We start from the raw sequence: 12,659 nt of genomic DNA on the forward strand, positions 1-12,659 counted from the left end.
CGGGATACACGCGTTGCTTCCGGGACGCTAGCACGCAGCTTCTGACACTGTCCGGAAAGGCCCTGCGGGCACCATGCGCCCCGCCTTCGGGCATTCGGGAATTCGGACGTTCCGGCGTTTGGACGTTTGGACGTTCAGACGGAAGCCGACCCGCATCGGGTGATGCGGGTCGGCTTCCGTCCGGGCCAGTTGATGCGCGTCAGCTGATACGGGTCAGCTTCTGGCCGAGGCCCGGTTCCGTCAGGTCCTGTTGCAGGGCAACGGGAGCACTGACCTTGGCGCTGCCCGTTCCCACGGTCACCACCCCGACCTCGGTGCCTGCCGTCATGGTCCGCGAGATCTCCTTGCCGTTGCCCGCCACGGAGAGCTCCACCTCCAGGCCCGGCCAGCCCTTCGCCTTCAGGTCGGCGGTCGCGACCAACGGCGTGCGGCCGCCGAATCCGTCATCCACGTACCCGACGACATCGCCCTTGCGGACCACCTTGGCGGAGGTCACCGCCCCCTGTGCGCCCTTGATCAGCTTGAGGCTGTTGGTGAGCGACATCACCAGGCTGTCGTACGGCTGGCCCGTGCCTGCCTGCTGCCCCATGACGGCGCCGTAGATCCACAGCTTCTTGCCGTCCACGACGGTGTTGGCCGACCAGACCAGGTTGCCGCCGGCCGGGGTGGAGGAACCGGTCTTGATACCGCTCACCCCCGGCTCCAGCAGGATGGTGTTGTTGTTGTAGATCGTCGCGTCGATGCCGTCGATCTTGATCTGCGGCGTGTCGACGATCCCCTGGAACACCTCGTTCTTCATGACGGCGGCGGCCAGCTTGAGCTGATCGTCGGCGGTGGAGACGGTCGTCTTCTTCAGACCGCTCGGGTCCGTGTACGTGGTGTGGCTCATCCCGAGCTTCTTGGCCGCGTCATTCATCTTCGAGACGAACGCGGCCTCGGAGGAGGCGTCCCAGCGGGCCAGGAGACGGGCGGCGTTGTTGCCCGAGGGGATCATCAGGAGCTGGAGCATCTGCCTCTCCGTGAACTTCTGCCCCTTGGTGATCGGCACCTTGGACTCGTCCTCGGCCTTGGACTCGTCCTCGGCCTGCTGGTCCACCGTGATCTTCTCGCCCTGGTCCTTGCCGGCGAGCGGGTGGCCCTGGAGTATCACGTACGCCGTCATGATCTTGGCGACACTGGCGATCGGCGACGGCTTCTGCTTGCCCGCCGAGCCGAGCGACCCGACACCGTCCACGCTGACCGCCGACTGCCCCTGCGCGGGCCAGTCGAGCTTCAGGTCGGCGCCCTTGAAGCTGTACGTCGACTTCGCCGACATCACGAGCGCCGGCTCGGGCAGCGGCCGCACCATCTGCGCGATCGCAAACGCGATCAGCAGCAGCAGGACCAGCGGCGTCCAGATCTTGACCCTCCGCACGGCCGTGCGGACCGGGGTCTCCGGCGGCGGCGGAGTGTTCGTCAGCTCGGCCAGCAGGTCGAGCGGCGGCCTGGGCGGCATCGGCTGCTGCCGGGTCCGCTCGGCACCGCTGAGCGACGCGTCGGGCGGCAGCTGGGCGGCCCACGAGGGACCGGACGCCGGACCGGACCGACCGGAGCCGGACTCCGGCGCGGGGGCCTCGGGACTGCGCGGCGCGGGGGCCGGCCGTACGTCGTCGGCGCGCAGCGGTACGAACTTGCTGGTCCGCTCGGCAGGGGTCTCGGGCTCGGACTTCCGGGCGGAATCCGGCTCGGACCCGGGCTTCGGCTTGCCGGTGGACGGCGGCGTGATCTTCAGCGCGGTCGTCGGCTGGTCGACGCGGGGCAACCGGGGCGCCTTGAAGACGGCGGTCGCCTGGTCGATCCCGCGCTCCGCGCCGCTGACCTGCGCGCCTTCACCGACGGGGGCCTTCCCGTCGGCCTTCCCGTCAGACTCTTCGCCGGATTCCTTGTCCGATCCCTTGTCTGCCTTCGCGTCGGGCTGCCGCTCAGACTTCGCTTCAGACTTACCGTCGCGCTTCTCTTCAGGCTTCTCTTCGGGCTTCTCTTCGGGCTTCTCTTCGGGCTTCTCTTCTGCCCGCCGCTCGGCGTCCTCGTTGGGCTTCGGGCGGGATTCCGGACTGGATTCCGCGCCGGATTCCTCACGGGTACGGGGCACGCGGGCCTCGCCCTCCGCGGTCGCATCCGAGCGCCCGGCCGGCTCGTCGGCCTGCTTCCCGGCCGGCTCCTCGGCTTCCGCCACAGGTTCCGGCTCGTCGTCGGACCGCTCGTCGCCGGACGGGGCATCGTCGGACCGCTCGTCGGCAGCCCGGCCGTCACCGGCCCCGTCCTCCTGCGCGTCGCCGTCCGTCGTCACCCAGGCGGCAACCGCCGCACGCAGCCGCGCATCGCCCTTCTCGGGCTCGGCAGCCGCGCTCTCCGGCCCCTCCGGCCCGTCCGCCGGATCCGTCGCGTCGGCTTGCGCCGCACCGGTCTCCGCCGTGCCGGTCGCCCCAGCGGGCTCGGCGCCCTCCGCAGGCTCCTCGGGCTCCTTGGCCGTCTCCCTGGCGCCCGACTCGGCCCCGGGGGCCTCCACCGGGCTCTCAGGGCTTCCAGGCGCGCCCTTCACGGCCGCGGGCCCAGCATCGGAGCCCGACTCGGACCGCTGCGTGCTGAAAACCGCCGTCGCCGTGTCCGCCCTGCCGCCGGACTCCGCCGGGGAGTCGGGTTCGCGGAACACCGCGAGCCGCGGATCGTGCTCGCTCCGAGCCGTTCCCGACGACTTCTGCTGCTCCGACTTGTCGGGGGACTCGCCCGCCACCGATGCCTCCTCCATGCGGCACGGGGACATCCCCGCGCTGTCCGAACCATCTACCAGTGTCCCGTGTGAACCCTCGGCTGGACTGCTAGACGAGAACGACATACCTACTGGTTCCAGTACAAAGCACCCAGGCACCCTCGACAGACAGATGTGAGAGGGGTCACCCTGTCACTCATCCACGCGGGGAGGCATGGATGGGCAGGAGCCGCAGAACAATTCCGGAGGAGCTTCTGTTGCTCGCTCTGGACCCGACCACGGGTACCACAGCGCAGCCGCAGTCGCTCGACCTCGGCCTCGCCGGAGCCCAGCTTGTAGAGCTGGCCCTGGCAGGACGGATAGCCCCTGACGGGGATCGTATCGCCGTGGTGATGCCACGGCCGACAGGAGATCCGACTCTGGACTCCGCACTGGAACTGCTGCGCAGACGCGGCAGCCCGGTTCGGGCCGTCCACTGGATAGGCGGACCCCGACTGGGGCTTCGCCAGATCTACCTCGCTCATCTGGAGCGGTGCGGCATGGTGCATGCCGTGGCGGGCCAGATGTGCGGAGTGCTGCCGACGACTCGCTACCAGGCGACGGACACGGCAATCAGCCGGGACATCAAGGCCCGGCTGGACAGTGCGATCCGCACCGGCGTACCGCCGGACCCGCGGACCGCGGCGCTCGCCGCACTGGCCCACGCGGTCGGACTCGGCAAGCACCTGTACCCCGGGAACGAGGGGCGCTCTTCGCGCTCCCGGCTCCGGGACCTGATCAGACACGACCCGATGGGCGGTCTCGTGGCGCATGCCGTGATGGACGTCCAGAACGGGGCGGTCGCACAACCGCGCCGCAACCAGGCGGCCGGCGTTCCGTTGCAACCGCAAGCGCAGTCGCAGTCACGCCGCGACAGCATGGCGCACACCGCGGCCCACTAGGGCGGCACGGACGCCGAGGCATCACCAGCAGCACCGCACCAACGCACCACGGCAACAACCGAATACCGCCGCACCGACGTCCCCAAAGACCCGGTTCGGGAGCCGCACCAAGCGCGGGGCAGCCGGTTCCACCGGCTGCCCCGCGCCGCTGCGTGTGGCCGTTTCCCAGCGCGGCCGGGGGCGGGGGTGGCAATCTGCTGAGCAGTAGATACGCACAGCTACATAGCCGGAGGTGCCGTTTCCGTGCCGTCCAACGTCAATCCCACCGTCAGACGACGCCGGTTGGGTCAGGAATTGCGCCGCCTGCGCGAGATCAAGGGCATGACGGCCGAGGAGGTGGCAGAGCGGCTGCTGGTCTCGCAGTCGAAGATCAGCCGCCTGGAGAACGGCCGCCGTTCCATCAGCCAACGCGATGTCCGCGATCTCTGCGGGGTGTACGAGGTCGAGGACCACCGGATCGTCGACTCGCTCATGCAGATGGCCAAGGACTCCCGCCAGCAGGGCTGGTGGCATGCCTTCGGCGACATCCCGTACAGCGTCTACATCGGACTGGAGACCGACGCCGAGTCGCTGCGGGTGTACGAACCCCAGGTGATCCCGGGCCTGCTGCAGACCCGGCAGTACGCCGAGGCGCTGATCAACGGCGCGCTGCCGGAGGCGCCGCAGACCGACATCGACAAGCGCGTCAGCGTCCGTTCGCGCCGCCAGGACCGGATCAACGCCCCGGAGCACCCGCTGCGGCTGTGGGCCGTGATCGACGAGTCCGCGCTGCGCCGGACGGTCGGCAGCAAGCAGGTGATGATCGAGCAGCTGGAGCGCCTGGTGGAGCTGTCGCACCTGCCCCACGTGACGGTCCAGGTGCTGCCGTTCGAGATGGGCGCCCACCCGGGAATCAACGGGCAGTACGCCATCCTGGAATTCCCGGACGCCGCGGATTCCAGCGTCGTCTACATCGAGGGAGTCACCAGCGACCTCTATCTGGAGAAGGCGCATGACGTGCAGCGGTACAGCGTCATGTACGAGCATCTGCGGGCGCAGGCCCTGAATGTGGAGCAGACCCGGCATTTCATCGACGGGATCGCGAAGGAGTACACCGGGCTGAATCCCGCCTGACAGACGGTCCGGCAGACGGCCTGACAGACGGTCTGAGACGCGGCCTCGGACACGGCTGAACGGGCACTTAAACCAGCCAGCCCGTGAAGTCCGGAATGAGAGAAAAGAAGCGATGTTACGGGTGGGGCGGCGGCACGGTACACCGCCGCCACCTCGTAACGGAAGACCCACCTGGTATATGCCATCCGGTCGAGTGAACGACCCCTTCACGCACGGGGCTTGGCGAGTAGCGTCGATCACGCCAACAGAACATCGTTGGCGCCACTCACACAACTCTCTGAACCGGAGTGAACATGGCCATTCGTCAGGGTGCTACGGACAAGTGGACGAAGTCGTCGTATTCCGGGGGCAACGGCGCCTGCGTCGAAGTCAGGTCCCCTCTCGTGCAGGCGATTGCCGTACGTGACTCGAAGGTTCCCGAAGGCCCTTCGATCGGTTTCGTCCCGGGCGCCTGGAACACGTTCGTGCGTGATGTCGCCAAGGGTGCCGTCGACGCCTGACCGATGAGTTCCCACGCATTGTCGCCGCACCGATCCAGGTGCTGCCGGAAGCCCTCTCGCCCGGTTCGCCGTCCTGGCCGAGGGGGCTCTCCGCGAGGTCAGCGCAGCTGATCCACGTAACGGTCCGTGCCCGGCACGGTCGGAATGAACGGTGCCACCAGCTCCACCCGCCCCAGGCCCGATTCCGCGACCGCCCCGTCGAGCCCGGTGAAGTGCCCGTCCCAGCATTCCCTCGGATCCTCCTGGAGGAACCAGAGCAGGGTCAGCCGGGTGTCGACGCCCTCGACCTGCTTCACATACGTCATCCGGTCGCCCGGCAGCGGGGTGGGACGGAACACCGTCACCATCGCCGCGGGCGACCCGCTCAGCCGCTTCGGCAGGTGCCGTGAGCGCAGCCACTCCAGCAACTCGGCCCGTTGCTCGGGCCCTTCGGCGTCGATCACCTCCAGGACCAGCCCGCGGTACGGATGGTCGAGGGCGTGGAAGTCACGCGGCCCCGCGGCGCCGTCCCGGTAGACCGTCGCCTCGTGGTCCTGGAACGACGTGAAGACATGGGTGCGGTCCTGGTAGACCCGGCCGTCCCGGTTCAGCCGCTTGTTGATCCCGACGGTCCACTTCATGTGGTCGTCGTAGCGCCCTTCCGTCACCCAGTACGTGGACAGGTAGCAGCCGGCGGCGACCGGCGTCGCGATCGCGGACTTCTCCGGGTACCGCAGCTCCTGGAGTTCCCGGGTCGCCACCCAGCGCCGCCCGGCCGCCATCCAGGGCATCGCCATCGCGCCCGCGTAGTAGTGGTCGTCCTCGTACCAGCGGTTGTACGCGTACTCATGGCCCGGGTGCGGTTCCACCATGGTGATCAGCGCGTGGCCGGGGCGGACTCCGTACGGCCCCAGCGCGGCCAGTTCGGCGTACGTGTCGCTCCGCGTCGCGCTCTCCCGCGCCGGCTCGTCCCGTGTTTCCTCACTCATGCCGTTCCCCTTCCGTACTCCGCCGGAGGGACCTACTCTGACGCCCCGTCAGGAGAACTGCCAGAGCCGGGAGGCACCGATGTTGCTCACGGGGAAGACCGTCATCGTTTCCGGAGTGGGCGCCGGGCTCGGGCACCGGATCGCGGCGACCGTCGTACGGGACGGCGGCAACGCGGTCCTCGGGGCGCGCACCGCGGCCCGTCTCGCCAAGTCGGCCGCCGAGATCGATCCCGAGGGGCTCCATACCGCGTACCTGCCCACCGACATCACCGACGAGGCGCAGTGCGAGGCGCTCGCGGCGCTGGCCGTCGAGCGGTTCGGGCGGCTCGACGCGGTGGTCCATGTCGCCGCCTGGGACAGCTACTTCGGGGGTGTCGAGGACGCCGACCTCGACACCTGGAAGTCGGTCATCGACGTCAACCTGCTCGGCACCCTGCGGATGACGCGCGCCTGCCTGCCCGCCCTGAAGGAGCGGGGCGGATCGGTCGTCGTCATCGGCACGCAGTCCGCGGTGGCCGCGCCGTCCCAGGTGCGGCAGGCGGCGTACGCGGCCTCCAAGGGCGCGCTCACCTCCGCGATGTACTCCATGGCCCGGGAGTTCGGGCCGGACCGGATCCGGGTGAACACGGTGCTGCCCGGCTGGATGTGGGGTCCGCCGGTGCAGGCCTACGTACAGTTCACGGCCCACACCGAGGGGGTGCCGGAGGCCGAGGTGCTGGGGAGGCTCTCCGCGCGCATGGCGCTTCCGGAGCTGGCCACGGACGGCGACGTGGCGGAGTCCGTGGTGTTCCTGGCCTCCGACCGGGCGCGGGCGATCACCGGGCAGTCCCTGCTGGTCAATGCCGGCGAGCTGATGCGCTGAGGCGCCGCGCCGCCGGCCCGCTCCGGAGCGAGTCGGACACGCAGCTCAACAGGGAGCCGGGCAACGCCGGTTCTCCTCCTTCTCCTCCTTCTCGGCCGCACGGGACCCGCATCCCGTGCGGTCTTTCTGTGCTCTTCGGCGCTTCTGGACGTGTCCTCGGTCTTCTCGTTCTGCCGTTCTGACGTTCTCTGCGCAGCCTGACGAAGTGCCTGCTCATGGTGTGGCCGTCGTCGCGTTCACGACAACGCCTCCATGGGTCAAGAACACGTAAAATCGTTCGGCTTGCTGATCCGCGTTCACATTTCTGACCTCAGGGGACCTTGACCGAGGGACCGGACAGGCGGTTCAATCCCCGATGTCCCCACTCCCGCACGGGGGCCCCGCTGAGCGGCCGTACTGACGAAGTGCGTACCCGTTCACAAGGCGGACCCCAGGAGGGGGCACATGAACAGTCTCGACTGGGTCGTGCTCATCGGCTACTTCGGCGTGATGATCGCGATCGGACTCTGGTCCCACAAGCGTGTCGACAACGTCAGCGACTTCTTCACGGCCGGCGGCAAGATGCCGTGGTGGCTGTCCGGCATCTCGCACCACATGTCCGGCTACAGCGCCGTGATGTTCACCGGCTACGCCGGTATCGCCTACCAGTACGGAGTCACGTCCTTCGTGACGTGGTCACTGCCGATCGCCATCGGGATCGGGATCGGCGCCAAGCTCTTCGCCCCCCGGCTCAACCGGCTGCGCTCGCGGCTGCACGTCGCCTCACCGCTCGAATACCTGAAGAACCGCTACAACATCCAGACCCAGCAGGCGCTCGCCTGGTCCGGTCTGCTGCTGAAGATCGTGGACGTCGGCGCCAAGTGGGCCGCCATCGCCACGCTGCTCTCCGTCTTCACCGGGATCAGCCTGACCCAGGGCATCTTCATCACCGGCATCATCACGGCCGTCTACTGCACGGTCGGCGGTCTGTGGGCCGACGCGCTCACCGAGCTGGGGCAGTTCATCATCCAGCTGTTCGCCGGTGTGGCGATGCTGGTCACCGCGATGAGCAAGCTGGACGGCTTCAGCACGCTGTGGACGGTCTGGGACAAGCTGCCCGAGGGCCACACGGACCCGACGGCCGGTCCGTACACCGTGACCTTCCTGCTGGCGTACCTGTTCATCAAGACCTTCGAGTACAACGGCGGCATGTGGAACCAGGCCCAGCGCTACATGGCCACGGACTCCGCCGCCTCCGCGACGCGCTCGGCCCGGCTCTCCGCCATCCTGTGGCTGGTCTGGCCGACGGTCCTGTTCTTCCCGATGTGGTGCGCCCCGCTGCTGGTCCACGCGCAGAAGCCGGACGCCTCCGACAGCTACGCGCTGATGACCGAGCAGCTGCTGCCGCACGGTCTGCTGGGCCTGGTCGTCGTCGGCTTCTTCTCGCACACCATGGCCATGTGCTCCTCGGACGCCAACGCCATCTCGGCGGTCTTCACCCGCGACATCGCCCCGGTCTTCTCCAAGGCGGCCCGCAACTGGAGCAGCCGGGCCGGTCTGCTGGCCGCGCGGCTGTCCACGCTCGGCTTCCTGGGCCTGTCGATGGCGCTTGCGACGCAGATCAACTCGCCGACGTTCAAGGACATCATCTCCGTCGTCATCAAGTGGGTCGCCGGTCTGATGGGCCCGATCGCGATCCCCTTCATGCTGGGTCTGCTGCGCCGCTTCCGTAAGTCGGGACCGACCGCGGCGCTCACCAGCTGGGCGGCCGGTCTGCTGGCGTTCTACTTCACCAACTACAACTTCGACGGTTCGGTGAAGACGGACGTGGCGCTCCAGTACCAGGTGGCACTGCCGCTGGCGATCTCGCTGGTGCTCTACATCGCCATCGGCTTCATCAAGCCGGAGGACACCCCGGAGCGCGACGCGATCATCGAGCAGATCAACTCGGACGGTGACGGGCCCGGCACCGCCGCGACCGTGCCGGCGCAGGGCGGCCCCGGGGACGTGGAGTTCACCAAGGGCGCGAAGGGCGTGAGCGACTGACGCTCGCGGCTGTACGGAACGTGTCAAGGGGGCGGGCACGGGGCGCGGCGGCGTCCTGTGACCCGCCCCCACCGTTCGACGGGCGTACGCGGCCGGGCTCCGGCGGGCTCCCGGGTGTTCAGCCGCGCGGGTAGCGCGCCAGCCAGCCCGCCGCGACGGCCGACGGGCTGTGCAGGGCGGGGCCCTGGGTCATCTCCATGGCGAAGTCGTCGGCGAGTTCGAGCAGGGTCGCCCGGCCCTCCAGTTCGGCGAGCCAGGCCGGCGGCAGCGCGGTCTCGCCGTGCAGCGCGCCGAGCAGCGCCCCGCACAGGGCCCCGGTCGCGGAGGACGGCCCGCCGTGGTTCACGGCCAGCCGCAGGCCGTGCCGGACGTCCTCGCCCACCAGCGCGCAGTACACGGCCACCGCGAGCACCTCCTCGGCGGAGTCCGTGGCGCCCAGGGACTCGATGAGGGCGGGCCCGGGTATCCCCTGCCGGACGGTGCCGAGGGCCTGCTGGAGCGCCTCGGTGACGGGTTCGTGGCCCGGCCGCCCGGCGAGCAGGGCGAGGGCGTGCTGCACGGAGCCGTCCAGCGTCTCGCCGCGCGCCAGCCCGTGCACCATCACGGCGAGGGCGCCGGAGGAGAGCAGGGCGGTGGGGTGGCCGTGGGTCTGGGCGGCGCACTCGACGGCCAGTTGGAGGACGAGTTGGGGCTCCCAGCCGACCAGCAGCCCGAAGGGCGCGGAGCGGGTGAGTGCGGCCGAGTCGTGTGCGGTGGGGTGCTTGGGCCGGTCGAGGGTGCCCATGGTGGTGTCGCCGAAGCCGTTCAGGCATTCCCGGGTGGGGGCGCGGCGGGCGTAGAGCCATTCCTGCCCGGCGAGCCAGCCGTTGTCCTTGCGGCGTTCGTCGGGCCCCCAGTCGTGCTGGGTGGCGGCCCACCGCAGATGGGCCCGGTGCACGTCGGTGGGCGGGTGCCAGGCGCCGATGTCGCGGCGGACCTGGGCGCGGATCAGCCCGTCCACGGTGAACAGGTTGAGCTGGGTGACGGCGGTGACACAGCCGCGTCCGCCGTGGGCGGGGACGAAGTCGGTGACGGCGTCGGCGCCATGGGCCTCGCGGATCTCCTCCAGCGAGAGCCCGCTGACGCCCGCGCCGAGCGCGTCGCCGATGGCGCCGCCCAGCAGCGCGCCGCGTACCCGGCTGCGGAAGTCCTGCTGTTCGGCACGGCCCCAGACAGCTGTGGTCCCTGTGCTCACCGTGCCCCTCCCCCTCGGTCCGCCCCTCGCGAGCGCGCGGTGACTGTGCGGTAACTGCGCAGCACTGTAATCGAACGACCACGCGTCCAAGGGGGCGGAACCGTATGTACGAAGTGGGGGTTCGGTTCAGTTTTGCGCGGCATTCTCCGGGGATTTCCGCGCATCCGCCGCGCCCCCGCGCCGCCGATATCTCGTTGCGTGGCCCGGCCACCGGCGCGATGATCGTCTGATGGCATCCCCCCACCCCGACGGCCGCGCCGGAATCGACGCCGCGCTCGTGAAGCGCCTGATCGACGCCCAGTTCCCGCACTGGAGGGGTCTGCCGGTGACACCGGTGGAGGTCGACGGCTGGGACAACCGGACGTACCGCCTCGGCGACGCGATGACGGTGCGCCTGCCCACGGCCGCCGGTTACGTCCCGGCGGTGACGAAGGAGCATCACTGGCTGCCGCGCCTGGCCCCGTCACTGCCGGTCGCCGTGCCCCCGGTGCTGGCCCTGGGCGCTCCGGGCGAGGGCTATCCGTATCCGTGGTCGGTCCGCCGCTGGCTGCGCGGCGAGACAGCCGGCCCCGGCCGCGTCGACGACCTTCCCCGGTTCGCGCTCTCCGTGGCGGACTTCCTCCTCGCCCTCCAGCGCTGCGACACGTCCGGCGGGCCGCCCGCCGGGGAGCACAGCTGGTACCGGGGCGCCTCGCCCGCCCACTACGACGAGGAGACCCGGCGCTGTCTGGCCGCGCTGGAGGGCCGCGTGGACACGGACCGGGCCCGCACCGTCTGGGAGGCGGCGCTCGCCGCGCCGTGGCACGGGGAACCGGTGTGGTTCCACGGCGACATCGCCTCCGGCAACCTGCTCGTCGCCGACGGCGAGCTCACGGCGGTCATCGACTTCGGTACGTCGGGGGTCGGTGACCCCGCCTGTGATCTGGTGATCGCGTGGGGGATGTTCTCCGGCGACAGCCGGGAGGCGTTCCGGCACGGGGCCGGCCAGGACGCCGGGACCTGGGCGCGGGCCCGTGGGTGGGCGCTGTGGAAGGCGCTGCTGAACCTGACGGGACCCGCCGGTGCGGACCCCGGGCGGGCCGCCGCCGAACTGCGGGTGGTCGACGCGGTGCTGGCCGACCACGAACGCTTCGGCTGAGGGACCTCCTGCCGTAGCCGTGGGGGTACGGAGGCCGGCCCCGCGTCCCCACGGCCTCGGCCCTCGGCCCTCGGCCCTCGGCCCGGAAACGGCTTCCTCAGGCGCGGCGGACCCGCCAGAGCCATACCGACGTGCAGACCAGCAGGGCGAGCGTCACCAGGTTGGCCACGAGTGCCGGGGTGCCGGACGGGCCGTCCGTCAGGTTCCAGGTGGCGATGACGGCGGTCGGCAGGACGGCGGTGAGCAGGACGCCGGTGGTCTTCTGGACGGCGACCCAGTGCACCGAGGTGCACAGGAGGACCGCGCCGGTGATGCGGAACAGGACGCCGAACAGCGGCCCGGGGAGGTCGGGGAAGACCATCATGAAGGGCAGCGAGAGGGTGAGCATCAGGAGCGGGACCAGGGGGTGCACCTTGCCGCGCCGGGCGGGTGCGCCGGCACCGCTCCGGGCCGGGTCCCCGGCGGTCCCGTGACCCGCCTCGGCCAGCGCCGTCGCGGCGATCGTGCGGGGGTCCCCCAGCTCCGCGAGTATCTCGCCGATCGCGGTACCGGGGCGTTCGGTGCGCGTCACCTCGATGTGCTCGGTGAGGTCCGCGACGAGTTCCTGACGACGGTCGGCCGGGAGCGCGGAGCTCTCGCGCTCGACGGCCGAGAGGTAGTCGCGTACGGGGTCGGCAGAGGTCTTCATTCGAGGTCTCCGGTGGAGGTGTGGGGGGCGGTCAGGAAGGCGTCGACAGCGTTGCGGAAGCCGGGCCAGACACGAGTGAACTCGTCGAGCGCGGCCCGGCCGCTGTCGGTGAGCGCGTAGTAGCGGCGGGGTGGTCCGGAGACGGATTCCTGCCAGGTGGTGGTGACCAGGTCGTCGCGGCGCAGCCGCGAGAGCAGCGGGTAGACCGTGCCCTGGCTGGTGGCGAGGGCGCCGGAGTCCTCCAGGGCGTGGAGGAGTTCGACGCCGTAGCGGGGGCGGTCCCGCATCAGCGCGAGTACGCAGTACTCCAGGACGCCCTTGCGCAGTTGGGCGGCCGCCCGAGCCTGCTTGGCCGAATCACCTGGTTGCATGCGATGCAAGATACCTTGTTGGGCATGTGGATGGGAAGGCGGGCGGCTCGGCGGACCCGCGGCCCGGCAC

The 12,659-nt window shown here is 70.2% G+C and carries 11 protein-coding genes; 6 read left to right on the forward strand and 5 right to left on the reverse strand.

Annotated elements, in window-relative coordinates; genetic code table 11:
• Nucleotides 1-199: 199 nt before the first annotated feature.
• Nucleotides 200-2,788: a serine hydrolase gene (locus ACIO3R_RS15315; protein WP_402105939.1), complete on the reverse strand. Its 2,589-nt coding sequence runs from the start codon at nt 2,786-2,788 to the stop codon at nt 200-202.
• A 179-nt stretch (nt 2,789-2,967) separates the two neighbouring features.
• Here ACIO3R_RS15315 and ACIO3R_RS15320 point away from each other — a divergent pair, with 179 nt between their 5' ends.
• The 3 genes from ACIO3R_RS15320 (at nt 2,968) to ACIO3R_RS15330 (ending at nt 5,303) form a co-directional block, all read left to right on the forward strand.
• Nucleotides 2,968-3,690 (forward strand): GPP34 family phosphoprotein, encoded by a 723-nt coding sequence (locus tag ACIO3R_RS15320; RefSeq protein WP_024491270.1) that lies wholly within the window; start codon nt 2,968-2,970, stop codon nt 3,688-3,690.
• A 243-nt stretch (nt 3,691-3,933) separates the two neighbouring features.
• Nucleotides 3,934-4,803, forward strand: coding sequence for a helix-turn-helix domain-containing protein (locus ACIO3R_RS15325; protein ID WP_385032105.1), 870 nt, complete (start codon nt 3,934-3,936; stop codon nt 4,801-4,803).
• A gap of 293 nt (nt 4,804-5,096) precedes the next feature.
• On the forward strand, nt 5,097-5,303 hold the full coding sequence (locus ACIO3R_RS15330; RefSeq protein WP_363070652.1) for a DUF397 domain-containing protein: 207 nt from the start codon (nt 5,097-5,099) through the stop codon (nt 5,301-5,303).
• Nucleotides 5,304-5,401: 98 nt separating this feature from the next.
• On the opposite strand, the gene ACIO3R_RS15335 is transcribed toward ACIO3R_RS15330, so the two are convergent.
• Nucleotides 5,402-6,271, reverse strand: a complete 870-nt coding sequence (locus ACIO3R_RS15335; RefSeq protein WP_385351354.1) for a hypothetical protein — start codon at nt 6,269-6,271, stop codon at nt 5,402-5,404.
• A 79-nt stretch (nt 6,272-6,350) separates the two neighbouring features.
• Here ACIO3R_RS15335 and ACIO3R_RS15340 point away from each other — a divergent pair, with 79 nt between their 5' ends.
• Both ACIO3R_RS15340 and ACIO3R_RS15345 read left to right on the forward strand, forming a co-directional pair.
• A complete protein-coding gene (locus tag ACIO3R_RS15340; RefSeq protein ID WP_402105942.1) occupies nt 6,351-7,133 on the forward strand; it encodes an SDR family oxidoreductase in 783 nt (260 codons plus the stop codon).
• Between the two features lie 444 nt (nt 7,134-7,577).
• Nucleotides 7,578-9,158, forward strand: a complete 1,581-nt coding sequence (locus tag ACIO3R_RS15345; RefSeq protein ID WP_402105944.1) for a sodium:solute symporter family protein — start codon at nt 7,578-7,580, stop codon at nt 9,156-9,158.
• Between the two features lie 118 nt (nt 9,159-9,276).
• On the opposite strand, the gene ACIO3R_RS15350 is transcribed toward ACIO3R_RS15345, so the two are convergent.
• Nucleotides 9,277-10,392: an ADP-ribosylglycohydrolase family protein gene (locus tag ACIO3R_RS15350; protein ID WP_385032118.1), complete on the reverse strand. Its 1,116-nt coding sequence runs from the start codon at nt 10,390-10,392 to the stop codon at nt 9,277-9,279.
• A 229-nt stretch (nt 10,393-10,621) separates the two neighbouring features.
• Here ACIO3R_RS15350 and ACIO3R_RS15355 point away from each other — a divergent pair, with 229 nt between their 5' ends.
• Nucleotides 10,622-11,530 (forward strand): aminoglycoside phosphotransferase family protein, encoded by a 909-nt coding sequence (locus ACIO3R_RS15355; RefSeq protein WP_402105946.1) that lies wholly within the window; start codon nt 10,622-10,624, stop codon nt 11,528-11,530.
• A gap of 97 nt (nt 11,531-11,627) precedes the next feature.
• Here the strand turns inward: ACIO3R_RS15355 and ACIO3R_RS15360 are convergent, their stop codons facing one another.
• Nucleotides 11,628-12,218 carry an HAAS signaling domain-containing protein gene (locus ACIO3R_RS15360; RefSeq protein ID WP_402105948.1) on the reverse strand — a complete coding sequence of 197 codons (591 nt, stop codon included), beginning with the start codon at nt 12,216-12,218 and terminating at the stop codon, nt 11,628-11,630.
• On the reverse strand, nt 12,215-12,589 hold the full coding sequence (locus ACIO3R_RS15365) for a PadR family transcriptional regulator (RefSeq protein WP_402105949.1): 375 nt from the start codon (nt 12,587-12,589) through the stop codon (nt 12,215-12,217). Before ACIO3R_RS15365 ends, ACIO3R_RS15360 begins: the two co-directional genes overlap by 4 nt.
• Nucleotides 12,590-12,659: the final 70 nt, after the last annotated feature.

This window comes from Streptomyces sp. NPDC087428 (assembly GCF_044744085.1).
In the GTDB taxonomy this organism is placed as follows: Bacteria; Actinomycetota; Actinomycetes; order Streptomycetales; family Streptomycetaceae; genus Streptomyces.

Excerpts from the sequence above, each read along its gene's own strand:
- ACIO3R_RS15315 (WP_402105939.1), bottom strand. The coding sequence starts at position 2,788 with ATGGAGGAGGCATCGGTGGCGGGCGAGTCCCCCGACAAGTCGGAGCAG.
- ACIO3R_RS15320 (WP_024491270.1), top strand. The coding sequence starts at position 2,968 with ATGGGCAGGAGCCGCAGAACAATTCCGGAGGAGCTTCTGTTGCTCGCT.
- ACIO3R_RS15330 (WP_363070652.1), top strand. The coding sequence starts at position 5,097 with ATGGCCATTCGTCAGGGTGCTACGGACAAGTGGACGAAGTCGTCGTAT.
- ACIO3R_RS15335 (WP_385351354.1), bottom strand. The coding sequence starts at position 6,271 with ATGAGTGAGGAAACACGGGACGAGCCGGCGCGGGAGAGCGCGACGCGG.
- ACIO3R_RS15340 (WP_402105942.1), top strand. The coding sequence starts at position 6,351 with ATGTTGCTCACGGGGAAGACCGTCATCGTTTCCGGAGTGGGCGCCGGG.
- ACIO3R_RS15345 (WP_402105944.1), top strand. The coding sequence starts at position 7,578 with ATGAACAGTCTCGACTGGGTCGTGCTCATCGGCTACTTCGGCGTGATG.
- ACIO3R_RS15355 (WP_402105946.1), top strand. The coding sequence starts at position 10,622 with ATGGCATCCCCCCACCCCGACGGCCGCGCCGGAATCGACGCCGCGCTC.
- ACIO3R_RS15360 (WP_402105948.1), bottom strand. The coding sequence starts at position 12,218 with ATGAAGACCTCTGCCGACCCCGTACGCGACTACCTCTCGGCCGTCGAG.
- ACIO3R_RS15365 (WP_402105949.1), bottom strand. The coding sequence starts at position 12,589 with ATGCAACCAGGTGATTCGGCCAAGCAGGCTCGGGCGGCCGCCCAACTG.